The following is a 14,419-nucleotide window of genomic DNA, read 5'->3' as shown; positions in this document are numbered from 1 at the left end:
GATCCCACGTGATTCCGGGTCCTTATGCGTACGGGAAGTTGATGATGCCCTTGGCCACGAGGCGGACGTAGAGGTCCGCGCCCATCACCGAGAACATCGATGCCCACGCCAGCGGCTGGTGCTTGGCGTTGAGCTTGGAGACGAACGTCCAGGCCTTGTAGCGCAGCGGGTGGCGCGAGAAGTGGTTGAGCCGTCCCGCGGTTATGTGCCTGCAGGAGTGGCACGACAGCGTGTACAGGTTGATCAGGACCGCGTTGGCGATCAGGATCCAGGTGCCGATGCCGAGCGGCTTGTGGATCAGCGCGAGCACCGCGTCGTAGGCGAGGATGAGGCCGATCACGATCGCCGCGTAGAAGAAGTAGCGGTGGACGTTCTGCAGGATCAGCGGGAAGCGCGCCTCGCCCGTGTACTTACCGTGCGGCTCCTGGACGGCGCAGGCGGGCGGCGAGAGCCAGAACGAGCGGTAGTAGGACTTGCGGTAGTAGTAGCAGGTGAACCTGAAACCACCGGGCAGGCCGAGGATCAGCAGGCCTGGTGGCAGGGTGTACCAGTCACCGAACGGCGCGAGCCCGAGGAATCGGGCTCCCTCGGGACACGAGGTCGCCAGGCACGGGGACGAGAACGGTGCGATGTAGGGGTCGACGAAATAGCTGCCGTCGATGATCGCCCACACACCGTAGACAAGAAAGGACATCAGCCCCAAAAAGGTCAATAGTGGGGCGATCCACCATCGATCACTGCGCAACGTGCGCACCGTGATCCTGGCGCGCTCTCTTCTGACCTGGGGTTCAGAGGTCGTCTGGGTCATCGCGGATCTCTCCACCTCCCGCGGAATGGGTGCTACGAGGGTGGTGGAATCACTCGCCTCTCGCGCATTGGTGGGGGATACGTTACGACGATGGCATCACGTTGTGTGAGAAGCATCACTCACTTTTTGGATGCCTGGCTGTGATTCCCGTCACCCTTGCCCGCTGCGGGGAAGTTTAACCACGCTGACGAAGAATTCGTCGATCTGCCTGACGACCCTGATGAACTGGTGAAGATCCACCGGTTTGGTCACGTAGGCGTTGGCATGGAGGCGGTAGCTGCGCAGGATGTCCTCCTCCGCCTCGGAGGTGGTGAGGACCACGATGGGGATACTGCGCAGGTCGGGGTCGCCCTTGACGTCGGAGAGCACCTCTCTGCCGTCCTTGCGGGGCAGGTTGAGGTCGAGCAGCATCATGTCGGGCCTGGGCATGGCGGTGTATTCGCCCTGCCTACGCAGGAAGGCCATGGCCTGCTCGCCGTCATTGACCACGTAGAGGCTGTTGCGCACCTGGTTGAGCTCGAACGCCTCCCTGGTCAGAAGGACGTCGCCAGGGTCGTCCTCGACCAGCAGCACGTTCATTCATCACTCCTGCCTTGAAGAGTCCACCGCACGGTCGTGCCGTGATCCTCCCCTTCGGGGTTGTCCAGCCAGATCCGGCCCCCGTGATACTCCACGATCTTCTTGCACAGCGCCAGCCCGATGCCGGTCCCCGGGTAGCGGTCGCGGGTGTGGAGTCTCTGGAAGATCAGGAAGATCCGGTCGGCGTACTTCTCCTCGATGCCGATCCCGTTGTCGGAGCAGGAGAACTCCCACATGCCCTCGGCGTCCCTGCGGGCCTCGACGCGGACGACGGGCGGCTCGTCGCCCCTGAACTTGATCGCGTTGCCGATGAGGTTCTGGAAGAGCTGGGCGAGCTGGCTCCTGTTGCCCGTCACCTCGGGCAGCGCGCCGTAGGCCACCTCGGCGCCCGTCTCCTCGATCTGGGTGGCGAGGTTGGCGACGGCGTCCTCCAGCGGAAGGCTCGCGTCGAGCGGCACCTTCTCGCCGCCGATCCTGCCGACTCTGGAGAAGTCCAGCAGGTCGTTGATGAGCAGCTGCATGCGTTTGGCGCCGTCGACGGCGAAGGCGATGTACTGCTTGGCCCTGTCGTCGAGCTGGTCGCCGTACCGCTGCTCCAGCATCTGGGTGAAGCTGGCCACCTTGCGCAGCGGCTCCTGCAGGTCGTGGCTGGCGACGTAGGCGAACTGCTCCAGCTCGCCGTTGGAGCGCCTGAGCTCCTCGGCCTGCTCGTCCGACTGCCGCCACTGGGCCAGGATCCTGCGGCGCATCGCGTCGATGTGGCCCGACAGCTCCGACAGCTCGGCGGGCCTGTCGACGCGGAGCCGGTGGTCGAAGTCGCCGTGGGCGACCGCGCGTACCTGCGCGGTGAGCTCGGCCACGGGGCGCAGCACCACGTGCCTGACGATGAAGCCGATCAGCACGAGCAGGGCGACGAGGACTGTGGCCAGCACGCCGAACGCGAAGGTCGAGCTCCTCGCCCTGTCGTTCAGCCGCGCGGTGCTGGTGGCGTGGAGCGTCTCCAGGTAGGTGCGCTGGGCGCTGATCGCGGCGCGCACCTCGCCGAACCTGGCGCTGTTGATCTTGGCGTCCTCCTTGGTGTACGGCGTGCCCTTGATGAGGGGCTCGCCGTACTGCGTGCGCCACGCGGTGGCCGCCTTCGTGATGGCGTCCAGTCTGGGCCCCTGCACGAGGCGGCCGATACGGCGGACGGCACGGTCCTCGTCGGCGCGGGACTGCTGGTAGACGGCGATGTACTGGGGGTCGGCGGTCAGGGCGAAGCTTCTGGCCGCCCCCTCCTGAGCCGACAGGGCGACCGAGAGGTCGAGCGTGGCCAGCGTGGCGGGGTCGACGACCTCGGTCACGTGGCGGCGCGCGTCCGACAGCTGGCCCAGCGCGCTCATCGTCACCGTCGCGCCCGCCAGGAGGACGAGCAGGCCGACCACTCCCGCGAACAGGAACCAGCGTCCTATCGGCAGCTTGCCGTACCCCGTGGGCGGGTTGGGGGCGGGCAGCGGGCGGAGGACGGACACGCGGCTCATCCCTTCCTCGTGACCAGCACGGCGGCGAGATCGTCGCCGAGCGCCTCACTGTTGAGCTCCGTGACGCGCTCGATGAGCCGGTCGAGGTCGATGCCGCCCTGCTCGTCGATGATCGACAGCAGCCCTTCGGTGCCGAGCAGGTCGGGCCCGCCGCCGACCGTGGCCTCGATCAGCCCGTCGGTGTAGAGGAGCAGCGACCACTCGTCGCCGAGCGGCACGTCGATGGCCTTCCACTCCATCTCGGGGAAGATGCCGAGCGGCGGCCCCGAGGGACCGCCCCTGACGACGTCGAGCTCACCCCCTCTGATGAGGACGGGCGGCGGATGGCCGACGAGGTGCATCCTCGCGTGGCGCAGGCCCGGCTCGATGGTGGCGGTGCAGAGCGTGGTGAAGATCTCGGGTGACTTGCGCTCGTGCCTGAGCACGGTGTCGAGCGTCTGGAGCGCTTCGTCGCCGTGCCGTCCCGCGAGAGTCAGCGTGCGCCAGGCGATGCGGAGCGCGACGCCGAGCGCGGCCTCGTCGGGGCCGTGCCCGCACACGTCTCCGACCACGATGTGGATCGCGCCGTCGGGGCCCTGCACGGTGTCGTAGAAGTCGCCGGCGAGCAGCGAGCGCTGCCGTCCGGGCAGGTAGCGGGTCTGATGCTCCACCAGGCCTGGCGTGAGCAGCGCCACCGGCAGCAGGCCGTGTTCCAGGCGGGTGTTCTCCCTGTGGATCAGCTCCGACTGGATGAGCCGCTGGTGGGCCAGGTCGGCGCGCTTGCGCTCGAGGGCGTAGCGGATGGCCCTGGCCAGCAGGCGGGCGTCGACGTCCTGTTTGACCAGGTAGTCCTCGGCGCCCTCGGCCACGGCCGCGATGCCGACGTGCGCGTCGTTGAGCCCGGTCAGCACGAGCACGGCCACGTCGGGAGCCATGGCCAGCACGTGGCGCAGCGCCTCCATGCCACTGGCGTCGGGCAGCGAGAGGTCGACGAGAACGCACTGGATCTCGCTGCTGAAGCGCTCCCTCGCCTCGGCGATGCTGCGCGCCCAGGTGATCGCCGGTGGCTTCTCCACCTCCTGGAGCAGCTCCTCGACCAGGAAAGCGTCCCCTGCGTCATCCTCGATGAGCAGCAGGGGCGGCATCTCAGGCAGGCCGTGTGCTGTCACGTACACCTCTGATGAGCTCGACGCCTTGGGGGAGGTCGCCCCCATGTTCCGCTTCCGCGAGGAAGAAGAGCAAGGTGGCGCGGAAGGCCTGTGCGGCCCTGGTCTGTTCCACATCCTTGCGGTGCGCCAGGGCGATCGTACGGCGCAGCCCGGGCGGCGCGAGCGGGATCCCCGTCAGGCCTGGCCTGCCGTCCAGCACCATCGACGGAACCACCGCCACCCCGAGGCCCGCCTCCACGAAGCGCAGCACCGCGTCCATCTCGCCGCCCTCGACCGCGAACCTGGGCTCGAACCCCGCCTGCCTACAGGCGGTCAGCGTCGCCTCCCGCAGGTCGTAGCCGCGCCTGAACATCACCATGGGCCGCCCACGCAGGTCCTCTATCCGCAGGTACGGCCTGCGCACGCGCTCGTGCGAAGGGGAGGCGACCACGAGGTTCTCGCGCAGGATCTCCTCGGTCACCAGGGCGGGGTCGTCGCTCTGCAGCGGCATGATGATCACTGAGAGGTCGAGCTGCCCCCTGGCGAGCGCCCTGACCAGGTCCCGCGAGCCGCCCTCTTCCACGAGCAGCTCGATGCCCGGATATTCGCGATGGAAACGGGCGAGCGCGTCGGCCAGCAGCCCGGCGCAGAGGGACGGGGTGGCGCCGAGCCGTACCCGCCCTCTCCTGAGGCCCACCAGCTCGGCGACCTCCTGGCGGGCGGTGTCGGCGTCGGCCAGCATCCTGCGCGCCAGCGGCAGCAGCGCCTCGCCCGCGGGGGTCAGCGTGACGTTGCCTCTCGCGCGGGAGAGCAGCGGAGCGCCCAGCTCCGACTCCAGCGCCTTGATCTGCTTGCTCAGCGAAGGCTGCGCCACGCGCATGCGCTCGGCGGCCTGGGTGAAGTGCCTGGTCTCCGCTACCGCGACGAAGTAGGCGAGCTGCTGGAGCTGCACTTTCCACAGCGTAGGGGGTGTGAGATTTGTCGCATGGCAGCGGGTGCCAAGCCGCGCTCTGCCGGAGATATAGCCATTGGCTATCGAAACCAGACCTGTGATGACTTGGACGGATAATGCCAGCGTAATTAGCGTCGGAAGACGTGACAGCCACGATTGAGCGCGGATCCGCCACCGCGCCGGTTACCTCTCCAGCGAAGGCGCCCAAGCCCTCCGCCAAGCCTTCAACGCCCAAGAAGTCCGGCGGGTTCCTGGGCTCCTCGAACGGCAAGAAGGCCGTGATGGCCGTCACCGGCGCCATCCTCGTGCTGTTCCTGCTGCTTCACATGACGGGCAACCTCAAGATCTTCCTGAGCAAGGCCTCGTTCGACGAGTACGCGCACTTCCTGCGGGTCATGGGCGAGCCGCTCGTGCCGTACCGCACGGTGCTGACGCTCACCGAGGTCGTCCTGTTCGCCAGCGTCGTCCTGCACATGTGGGCGGCCATCTCGCTGGCCAGGCGCGCGGCCAAGGCCCGCCCGGTGAAGTACGCGGTCAAGAAGTCGCAGGCCAAGGGCTACACCACGCACATCATGCGGTTCGGCGGCATCACGATCGCGCTGTTCGTCATCTGGCACCTGCTCGACCTGACCTTCGGCGTCGTCAACCCCGCGGGCTTCGACTCCAATCCCTCCCAGCGGCTGATCGACGGCTTCCAGCCCGGACGCTGGTGGGTGACCGTCTTCTATGTCGTGGCCGTCGTGATGGTGGGTCTCCACCTGCGCCACGGCCTGTGGAGCATGTTCCAGACGCTCGGCTGGTCGAACGGCAGCCGCTACAGGACGCTGAACGCCGTGGCCACCCTGATCTCGGCCGTGCTGGTCATCGGGTTCCTCGCGGTGCCGTTCGCCGTCATGACTGGAGTGGTGAAGTGAATTACACCGAGGGTCCCGAGATCAGGGACACCAAGGCTCCCTCCGGGCCGATCGAGGAGCGGTGGGAGAAGCGGAAGTTCAGCGCCAAGCTGGTCAACCCGGCCAACAAGCGCAAGCTGAACGTCATCGTGGTCGGCACCGGACTGGCGGGCGGCTCGGCCGCGGCGACGCTCGGCGAGCTCGGCTACAACGTCAAGTCCTTCTGCTACCAGGACTCGCCCAGGCGCGCGCACTCCATCGCCGCCCAGGGCGGCATCAACGCCGCGAAGAACTACCGCGGCGACGGCGACTCGATCTACCGGCTGTTCTACGACACGGTCAAGGGCGGCGACTTCCGCGCCCGCGAGTCGAACGTCTACCGGCTCTCCCAGGTGTCGGTGAACATCATCGACCAGGCCGTCGCGCAGGGCGTGCCGTTCGCCCGTGAGTACGGCGGGCTGCTCGACACCCGCTCCTTCGGCGGCGCGCAGGTCTCCCGCACCTTCTACGCGCGCGGTCAGACGGGCCAGCAGCTCCTGCTCGGCGCCTACCAGGCGCTGGAGCGGCAGGTCGCGGCGGGCACCGTGGAGATGTTCACCAGGCACGAGATGCTCGAGCTGATCGTCTCCGACGGCAGGGCGCGCGGCATCATCGTCCGCGACATGGTCACCGGCGAGATCGAGCGGCACATGGCCGATGCGGTCGTGCTGGCCACCGGCGGCTATGGCAACGTCTTCTACCTGTCGACGAACGCCAAGGGCTGCAACACCACGGCGATCTGGCGGGCGCACGAGAAGGGCGCCTACTTCGCCAACCCCTGCTACACGCAGATCCACCCCACCTGCATCCCGGTCTCCGGCGAGTACCAGTCGAAGCTGACGCTCATGTCGGAGTCGCTGCGCAACGACGGCCGCGTGTGGGTGCCGCTGTCCAAGGGCGACTCGCGGGCTCCAGGGGACATCCCCGAGGGGGAGCGCGACTACTACCTGGAGCGGATCTACCCCGCCTTCGGCAACCTGGTGCCGCGTGACATCGCCTCCCGCGCCGCCAAGAACGTCTGCGACGAGGGTCGCGGCGTCGGTCCCGGCGGGCTCGGCGTCTACCTGGACTTCCGCGACGCGATCAACCGCCTCGGGCGCGACGCCGTCGAGAAGAAGTACGGCAACCTCTTCGAGATGTACGAGCGCATCACCGGCGAGAACCCCTACGACACGCCGATGCGCATCTACCCCGCCGTCCACTACACGATGGGCGGCCTGTGGGTGGACTACGACCTGCAGTCGACGATCCCCGGCCTGTTCGTGATCGGTGAGGCGAACTTCTCCGACCACGGCGCCAACAGGCTGGGCGCCTCCGCGCTGATGCAGGGCCTGGCCGACGGCTACTTCGTCCTGCCGACCACCATCGGCGACTACCTGGCGAACGGTCCCTACGGCGAGGTCGACGAGGAGGCCGTCGCCGAGGCCGAGATCAAGGTCCGCGCGAAGATCGACAAGCTGCTGTCGATCAACGGCACCCGCACCCCCGACTCCTTTCACCGCGAGCTCGGCAAGATCATGTGGGACTACTGCGGCATGGAGCGCACCGAGGAGTCGCTGCGCAAGGCCCTGGAGCTGATCCCCTCGTTGCGCGAGGAGTTCTGGCGCAACGTCAAGGTCTCCGGCACCGCCGAGGAGCTCAACCAGGTGCTGGAGAAGGCCGGGCGCGTCGCCGACTTCTTCGACCTGGCCGAGCTCATGTGCCTCGACGCCCTGGTCCGCACCGAGTCGTGCGGCGGCCACTTCCGCGCCGAGTCGCAGGACGCCGACGGTGAGGCGCTGCGCGACGACGAGAACTTCGCGCACGTGTCGGCGTGGGAGTCCGGCCCCGATGGGCCGGTGCTGCACAAGGAACCGCTCGAGTACGAGTACGTCAAGATGAGCCAGCGGAGTTACAAGTGAACCTGACCCTCAAGGTCTGGCGCCAGAGCGGTCGCGACGACGCTGGGCGGATGGTGACCTACCAGGCCAAGGACGTGTCGCCGGACATGTCCTTCCTGGAGATGCTCGACGTCGTCAACGAGCAGCTGATCCTCTCGGGCGACGACCCGATCGCCTTCGACCACGACTGCCGCGAGGGCATCTGCGGCATGTGCGGCATGGTGATCAACGGTGTGGCGCACGGCGAGCAGCGCGCCACCACCACGTGCCAGCTGCACATGCGCCACTTCGAGGACGGCGCCACCATCACCATCGAGCCGTGGCGCGCCGCGCCGTTCCCCGTGGTGAAGGACCTGGTCGTCGACAGGTCGGCGTTCGACCGCATCATCCAGGCGGGCGGTTTCATCTCCGTCCCTGCCGGTTCGGCCCCCGACGCGCACAGCCTGCCCGTGCGCAAGGAGGACGCCGACGACGCCTTCGACGCGGCCACCTGCATCGGCTGCGGCGCGTGCGTGGCGGCCTGCCCGAACGGCTCGGCCTCCCTGTTCACCGCTGCGAAGATCACCCACCTGTCGCTGCTGCCGCAGGGCCAGCCCGAGCGCATCACCCGCGCCAAGGCGATGGTGGACCAGATGGACGCCGAGGGCTTCGGCGGATGCACCAACACCGGCGAGTGCACGGCGGTCTGCCCGAAGGGGATCCCGCTCGACACCATCGCGAGGATGAACGGCGACTTCCTGAAGGCCAACTCCAAGTAGGTCCGCGCGCGCTGTGAGCCGTACCCCTTCGGGGGTGCGGCTCGCCGCGTTTTCGGGCCCTCCGCCGGATAGGGCATGCTGTGCACGCGACGCCATGGGGGCGGCAGACGTGGGGGTTGGCGGCGAATGATCCGGGTGCTGTTGGCCGAGGACCAGCGGATCCTCCTCGAGGCGCTGGCGACGTTGCTCACGTTCGAAGCGGACATGGAGGTCGTGGCCACCGTCGAGACAGGTGACGCGATCGTCCCCGCCGCGCTGGAGCACCTGCCGGACGTGGCCGTGATCGACATCGATCTCCCCGGAATCGACGGGATCACCGCGGCGGCGATGCTGCGCGAGCGGCATCCCATGTGCGCGATCGTGATCCTCACCGCCCTCGCCAGGCCTGCCCAGCTGAAGCGCGCGCTGGCGGCGGGAGTCGGCGGGTTCCTGCCCAAGGAGACCACGCCCGAGCAGCTCGCCGAGGCGATTCGCAAGGTGCGGGCGGGTGAGCGCGTGGTGGACCAGCGGCTGGCGCTGGCCGCGCTCGAAGCGCCCGAGAGCCCGCTGACGCCGCGGGAGGCGGAGATCCTCGCCTTGCTACGGTCGGGCGCCGACGCGGCGAGGATCGCCGCCGACCTGTACCTGTCCGAGGGGACGGTCCGCAACTACCTGGCGTCGGCGGTGACCAAGCTGAACGCGCGCAACAGGCTCGACGCGGTCCGCATCGCCGCCGACGCAGGCTGGCTCTGACGTCACGCGAGCTCGGCGGAGATCGTGAAGCGGCCGCCCGCCAGCTCGGTGGCGAGGCGGCCGCCGGCCGAGGTGACGCGCTCGCGCAGGTTGGCCAGGCCGAGGCCGCCGCTCTCCGCCGAGGGACCGACGCCGTCGTTGACCACGGTCAGCCGTGAGGGCGTGCAGGTGATCGTGACGTGCATGGCGACGCTGTGCCGCAGCAGGTTGGTGACCGACTCCCTGAGCACGGGCGCCAGCGCGGCCGGAGGGTGGCCGCTCACCTGGAGGTCCACCTCGATGCCCGCGGCCTCCAGCACCGCTCGCGCCGCCTCCAGCTCCTCGGGAAAGGACAGGTCGCTGGAGCTCCGGGCCATGGCGTTGGACTCGTCGCGGACGCGCCTCGTCAGCTCGATGAGGCCGTCGAGGTCGGCGCGGGTGTGGCCGGTCCGTAGCAGGACGTCGCACTTGAGGGCGATCGCCGACAGGCCGAAGCCCATGAGGTCGTGCACGTCGCGAGAGAGCCGCAGCCTTTCAGTCAGCACGGTCATCCGGACCAGCCGCTCCCTGCTCTCGTACAGCTCGGCAACGAGGTCGGCCAGCTTCGCCGCCCCGTAGAGACTGATGGTCATGCCCAGGTTGGCCGCGATCCAGTAGATCCTCACGACGGGGATGTCGTACCCGCCCGCTACTTCGATGGGGATGCGCATCGTGCCGACGACCACCGTGACCAGCCCCGCGAGCAGGAACGACCACGGCGGCCTGACCCTGAGCAGGAAGGAGACACCGACGAAACCCGCTATCGCGCCCCACTCCCAGCCCAGAACGTACATCGGCGCCAGAGACAGCACGGCCTGCAGCGGCAGCATCCATCTGACGTGTCGGCCCCACGCCACGATGCCGAACTGCAGGACGGCGACGGCCAGCAGGAGGGGCAGGAAGCCGAGCCGGTGGAGGCCGAGGTTGGCCTGCGTCTGCCAGATGTGGAGGGTGAGCGTGACCACCAGCGCGCCGTACATCAGGATGGGCCGCGCCGGCTCACGGGAGGGCACGGGCGTGTCGCGGTGGCCGACGGCCACCTCGCGCACCTTGCCGAGCGTGGCACGGGCGAGGTCGGCGGCGCCCCTGATCTGGTGGGCGGCGTCCTCGCCGTGATCCCTGGCGCGTTCCAGCGCGGCGGTGATCGCGGAGAGGTGGTCCCCGAGCGCGCCGCGCAGCCGTACGGCGGCGCGCAGCCGTTCCTGGGCGAGGGTCTCCCGGGAGAGCTCGTGGCGGGTGGCGCGCAGTTCGTCCGTCAGCCTGGACAGGTGCACGAGCGTGAAGCCGGCGAGGCCCGTGTTGATGGCCACGACGAACGGGAACACCACGTCCGCCACGGTGAGGCCCGGCCACAACGACGCGTGGACGGCGGCGGCGAGCACGCCCGCGGCGATCGCCAGCGGCCAGCGGACCCAGTGGCGGACGGCGAGCAGGAGCGTGGCGACGATGAAGCCGTTTCCCACGTGCCACATGCCGGACAAGAAGGCCAGCGGTCCGTAGGTGAGCCCCACCTGCGCGGCCACGTACCACCAGCCCCGGCGTGCCGCCCTGGCCGTCATCTCGAAGATCACGATCTGAAGGGCCAGAAGCGGACCCACCACCAGGGCATGGGCCACGGTCGGGGCGATGGCCAGGTTCCGCGACATCAGGACGACCCAGTAGACGATCAGCCAGGCGACCACGATCAGGCGCGACATGTGCATTCCGCATGTCCTTTCCCCGCGAATCGCAGCCCGACCCCGCGCGCCGCGCACTACAACCGTCCCGGGCGTCCCGGAATGCTTGAGCCGTACCAAAAACTAGCCCAAAGGGGGATATTTCATGACTGATTACACCGGGGTCGTCGAGCGGTATCTGGCGGCCTGGAACGAGACCGACGCCGACGCGCGTGCCAAGCTGGTCGCGGACCTCTGGACCGAGGGCGGCGGCTACACCGACCCGCTGGCCGCGGTCACGGGACACGAGGCGATCAGTGCGGTGATCGGCGCGGCGCAGGGCATGTTCCCCGGCTTCGTGTTCACCTCGGGCGGGCCCGTGGACGGGCACCACAACCTCGTCAGGTTCACCTGGAACGCGGGTCCCGCAGGCACGGGCGAGCCCGTGGTGGTCGGGTTCGACGTGGCGGTTCTGGATGAGGACGGGCGCATCACCCAGGTCCACGGCTTCCTCGACAAGGTCCCCGCCTCCTGACGGATCTGCCCGTGGGGATCGGGAAGCGGTGCTCGGTCCCCTCGGGCAGGATGGCCGGACGGCTGCCGAATCATGACATCGGAGGAAACAGGCATGCACCTGCACTTCAGAGGGACGATCCTGCCCGAAGGCGACGTGCGTGACCTGTGGGTGGTCGGCGACCGCCTGACCTTCGACCGGCCCTCGGGCGAGTCGGTGACGGTGACCGATCGCGGCTTCATGCTGCCGGGGCTGGTCGACGTCCACACCCATCCCGGTGGCTCGGCCGACGGCGGGTTCGACCCCGGCGTCTTCGCCCGGGAGTGCGCCGACCATGTGGCGGCGGGCGTCACGGCCGTGCGCTTCCCCGGGCTGGCGGGCGCGGTGCCGGAGGAGTCACGTGCCGACCCTGCCTTGCCGCGCATGGTGCGGGCGGGGGCGTGGCTCGCCTGGTCGGGCCTGTCCAGCCACGCCGGCTTCCACACGGTCGTCGACGACCTGCCCGCCGCGGCCGTCGAGCAGGCGCGCGCCAACGACGGCTGGTGCAAGTTCATGGGCGACTGGGACTTCGAGGCCGATCCCGTGCCGCTCGACCTCATGAAGGCCGTGGCGCACGCGGTGCACGAGGCGGGCGGCAGGGTCGCGGTCCACTGCCAGTCCGCGGCGGGCTCGCTCAACGCCGCCCTCGCGGGGGTCGACTCGATCGAGCACGGGATGGGCATGCCGGAGGAGGCCGTCGCCGCGCTCGCTACCGGCGGCGGGGCCTACGTGCCGACGCTCACCGCCTTCGCGCAGTCGGCGCCGCGAGCCCGCGCCCGGGGCACCGAGCGCTCCAAGCTCTGGCTGCGCGGCTACGAGGCGATGGTCCTGCGGGCGCGTGACGCCCACGAGGCGGGGGTGACGGTGCTGGCGGGCACCGACTCCGCCCCGTTCGGCAACGTCGCGGAGGAGGTGGCGTGCCTGATCCGCGCGGGACTGCCCGCCGGGGCCGCGATCGGCGCCGCGAGCTGGACGGCCAGGCGGTGGCTCGGCCTTCCTGGCCTGGCCGAGGGCGGGCTCGCCGATCTGGTCGTCTACGCGGCCGATCCCCGCGCCGAGCCGGAGGTCCTGCGGCACCCCCTCCACGTCGTGCTGCGAGGACGCAGGACCGTCACCCGGGTGCCTGCGGCCGGCACGGAGGAGTGACCCCTGAGGCTGGTGGGGAGGGAAAACCGTTTGCCTGATCAGCTGGAACTTTGTCAATCTTGACGGGCTATGCGCTCCCTACCCCATGCCGATCCCGGCACCCCTGACTTTCGCACGCCCATGCGCTACCTCCTCTGGACGGCGCGCAACCAGGCGGGCGCCCTTGCCGTGGGCATCGGGTTCGCCACGCTGTGGTGGTTCGCCCAGGCGCTCATGCCGAACGTGCTCGGCAGGGGCATCGACGCGGTCCAGGGCAAGGACTCCAGCGCGCTGGTGACCTGGTCGGCCGTGCTGTTCGGGCTGGGGCTCGTGCAGGCCTACGCGGGCATCATGCGTCACAGGCTCGCCGTCTACAACTGGCTGGCCGCCGCCTACCGCACCGTCCAGGTGACGACCAGGCAGGCGACCAGGCTGGGCGCGACGCTGCCCAAGCGCCTGTCGACCGGCGAGGTGGTGAGCGTCGGCAACTCCGACATCGCCCACATCGGCAACTCGATGGACATCCTGCTGCGCGGCACGGGCTCGGTCGTGGCGATCGTCACGGTGACCGTGATCATGATCTCCACGTCGCTGGAGCTCGGGCTGCTGGTGCTCATCGGTGTGCCGCTGATGGCGATCGCCGTCGGACCGCTGCTCAAACCGCTGCACAAGCGGCAGCAGGCGCACAGGGAGCTCCAGGGCGAGCTGTCCACCAGGGCCGCCGACATCGTCGCGGGCCTGCGCGTGCTGCGCGGCATCGGCGGCGAGCAGGTCTTCGCCGAGCGCTACCGCGAGGAGTCGCAGCGGGTACGGCACGCGGGCGTGCGCGTGGCGCGTGTCGAGTCGATGCTGGAGGGCGCGCAGATCCTGCTGCCGGGACTGCTGATCGCGGTCGTCACCGGGATCGGCGCCTCCTTCGCCATCGGCGGGCAGATCAGGACGGGCCAGCTGGTCGAGTTCTACGTCTACGCGGTCTTCCTGATCGGCCCGATGCGCACGCTCACCGAGGCCGCCGACAAGCTCACCAAGGGCCACGTCGCCGCCCGCAGGGTCGTCAGGATCCTGGCGATCGAGCCGGAGGTGTCCGGCGGCGCCGAGTCCTCGCAGGGCGGCCTGCTGCACGACGTCAAGAGCGGCGTCTCGGTCCGGCCGGGCGTGCTGACCGCCATCGCGGCCGGCACACCGGAGGACGCCATCGAGATCGCCGACCGCCTCGGCCGCTACACCGACGGCGAGGTGTCCTTCGGCGGCACCGACCTCGGCTCGCTCCCGCTGCGCGAGGTCCGCGCCAGGGTGGTGGTCGCCGACAACAACGCCAGGCTGTTCGCGGGCAGGCTCCGCGACGAGCTCGACGTCCGCGGCGACGCCTCACCGGAGGCCGTACGGCGGGCGCTGCACACCGCGTGCGCCGAGGACATCGTGGAGGCGCTCCCTGAGGGCCTCGACGCCGACGTCGCGGAGGCCGGGCGGGAGTTCTCCGGCGGTCAGCAGCAGCGCCTGCGCCTGGCGAGGGCGCTGGTCGCCGACCCCGAGGTGCTCATCCTGGTCGAGCCGACCAGCGCGGTCGACGCGCACAGCGAGGCCCGCATCGCCGACCGGCTGGCCAAGGCGCGCGCGGGAAGGACGACGCTGGTCTGCACGACCAGCCCGTTGGTGCTGGACCGCACCGAGCACGTGATCTACGTGGAGGGCGGCAGGGTGCGCGCCGAGGGCACGCACCGCGAGCTGCTCGCCACCGAGCCCGCCTACACGGCGACCGTGACGAGAGAGGAGGACTGAA

General features: G+C 69.5%; 13 protein-coding genes. 7 read left to right on the top strand and 6 right to left on the bottom strand.

Translation table 11 applies throughout. From position 1 onward, the window contains the following. Positions 1–22: 22 nt before the first annotated feature. From AB0B45_RS27670 to AB0B45_RS27650, 5 genes are all read right to left on the bottom strand, one after another. The gene (locus tag AB0B45_RS27670; RefSeq protein WP_358136061.1) at positions 23–808 is read right to left on the bottom strand and encodes a hypothetical protein; all 786 of its coding nucleotides are present in this window, start codon (positions 806–808) and stop codon (positions 23–25) included. Between the two features lie 150 nt (positions 809–958). Further along, positions 959–1,387: a response regulator gene (locus tag AB0B45_RS27665; RefSeq protein ID WP_358136059.1), complete on the bottom strand. Its 429-nt coding sequence runs from the start codon at positions 1,385–1,387 to the stop codon at positions 959–961. After that, positions 1,384–2,898, bottom strand: a complete 1,515-nt coding sequence (locus AB0B45_RS27660; protein WP_358136056.1) for an ATP-binding protein — start codon at positions 2,896–2,898, stop codon at positions 1,384–1,386. The genes AB0B45_RS27665 and AB0B45_RS27660 overlap by 4 nt, the downstream gene beginning before the upstream one ends. A gap of 5 nt (positions 2,899–2,903) precedes the next feature. Further along, positions 2,904–4,055 carry a SpoIIE family protein phosphatase gene (locus AB0B45_RS27655; protein ID WP_358136053.1) on the bottom strand — a complete coding sequence of 384 codons (1,152 nt, stop codon included), beginning with the start codon at positions 4,053–4,055 and terminating at the stop codon, positions 2,904–2,906. Continuing rightward, positions 4,033–4,986 (bottom strand): LysR family transcriptional regulator, encoded by a 954-nt coding sequence (locus AB0B45_RS27650; protein WP_358136052.1) that lies wholly within the window; start codon positions 4,984–4,986, stop codon positions 4,033–4,035. Before AB0B45_RS27650 ends, AB0B45_RS27655 begins: the two co-directional genes overlap by 23 nt. Before the next feature lie 143 nt (positions 4,987–5,129). Between AB0B45_RS27650 and AB0B45_RS27645 the strand changes: the two genes are divergently transcribed. The 4 genes from AB0B45_RS27645 (at position 5,130) to AB0B45_RS27630 (ending at position 9,288) form a co-directional block, all read left to right on the top strand. Beyond that, complete coding sequence (locus tag AB0B45_RS27645; RefSeq protein WP_358136049.1) at positions 5,130–5,900, top strand: succinate dehydrogenase cytochrome b subunit; 771 nt, start codon at positions 5,130–5,132, stop codon at positions 5,898–5,900. Then, the gene (locus AB0B45_RS27640) at positions 5,897–7,819 is read left to right on the top strand and encodes a fumarate reductase/succinate dehydrogenase flavoprotein subunit (RefSeq protein WP_358136047.1); all 1,923 of its coding nucleotides are present in this window, start codon (positions 5,897–5,899) and stop codon (positions 7,817–7,819) included. The genes AB0B45_RS27645 and AB0B45_RS27640 overlap by 4 nt, the downstream gene beginning before the upstream one ends. Continuing rightward, complete coding sequence (locus tag AB0B45_RS27635) at positions 7,816–8,556, top strand: succinate dehydrogenase/fumarate reductase iron-sulfur subunit (RefSeq protein WP_358136045.1); 741 nt, start codon at positions 7,816–7,818, stop codon at positions 8,554–8,556. Before AB0B45_RS27640 ends, AB0B45_RS27635 begins: the two co-directional genes overlap by 4 nt. Positions 8,557–8,682: 126 nt before the next feature. Continuing rightward, a complete protein-coding gene (locus tag AB0B45_RS27630; protein ID WP_358136042.1) occupies positions 8,683–9,288 on the top strand; it encodes a response regulator transcription factor in 606 nt (201 codons plus the stop codon). Between the two features lie 2 nt (positions 9,289–9,290). On the opposite strand, the gene AB0B45_RS27625 is transcribed toward AB0B45_RS27630, so the two are convergent. Beyond that, complete coding sequence (locus AB0B45_RS27625) at positions 9,291–11,009, bottom strand: histidine kinase (protein WP_358136041.1); 1,719 nt, start codon at positions 11,007–11,009, stop codon at positions 9,291–9,293. A gap of 118 nt (positions 11,010–11,127) precedes the next feature. On the opposite strand from AB0B45_RS27625, the gene AB0B45_RS27620 reads away from it, so the two are divergent. The 3 genes from AB0B45_RS27620 (at position 11,128) to AB0B45_RS27610 (ending at position 14,418) form a co-directional block, all read left to right on the top strand. Further along, on the top strand, positions 11,128–11,496 hold the full coding sequence (locus tag AB0B45_RS27620) for a nuclear transport factor 2 family protein (protein WP_358136038.1): 369 nt from the start codon (positions 11,128–11,130) through the stop codon (positions 11,494–11,496). Positions 11,497–11,589: 93 nt separating this feature from the next. After that, positions 11,590–12,660 (top strand): amidohydrolase family protein, encoded by a 1,071-nt coding sequence (locus AB0B45_RS27615; protein ID WP_358136036.1) that lies wholly within the window; start codon positions 11,590–11,592, stop codon positions 12,658–12,660. Positions 12,661–12,780: 120 nt separating this feature from the next. Further along, positions 12,781–14,418, top strand: coding sequence for an ABC transporter ATP-binding protein (locus AB0B45_RS27610; RefSeq protein WP_358136033.1), 1,638 nt, complete (start codon positions 12,781–12,783; stop codon positions 14,416–14,418). The last annotated feature ends 1 nt before the right edge of the window (position 14,419 follow it).

Source organism: Nonomuraea sp. NPDC049152 (assembly GCF_040648355.1).
Classification (GTDB): Bacteria; Actinomycetota; Actinomycetes; order Streptosporangiales; family Streptosporangiaceae; genus Nonomuraea.
This window is presented reverse-complemented; position numbering and strand designations above follow the sequence as displayed.

Bases quoted from the DNA above. Each gene is read 5' to 3' on its own strand.
- AB0B45_RS27625 (WP_358136041.1), bottom strand. From the start codon at position 11,009: ATGCACATGTCGCGCCTGATCGTGGTCGCCTGGCTGATCGTCTACTGG.
- AB0B45_RS27615 (WP_358136036.1), top strand. From the start codon at position 11,590: ATGCACCTGCACTTCAGAGGGACGATCCTGCCCGAAGGCGACGTGCGT.
- AB0B45_RS27620 (WP_358136038.1), top strand. From the start codon at position 11,128: ATGACTGATTACACCGGGGTCGTCGAGCGGTATCTGGCGGCCTGGAAC.
- AB0B45_RS27670 (WP_358136061.1), bottom strand. From the start codon at position 808: ATGACCCAGACGACCTCTGAACCCCAGGTCAGAAGAGAGCGCGCCAGG.
- AB0B45_RS27665 (WP_358136059.1), bottom strand. From the start codon at position 1,387: ATGAACGTGCTGCTGGTCGAGGACGACCCTGGCGACGTCCTTCTGACC.
- AB0B45_RS27630 (WP_358136042.1), top strand. From the start codon at position 8,683: ATGATCCGGGTGCTGTTGGCCGAGGACCAGCGGATCCTCCTCGAGGCG.
- AB0B45_RS27610 (WP_358136033.1), top strand. From the start codon at position 12,781: ATGCGCTACCTCCTCTGGACGGCGCGCAACCAGGCGGGCGCCCTTGCC.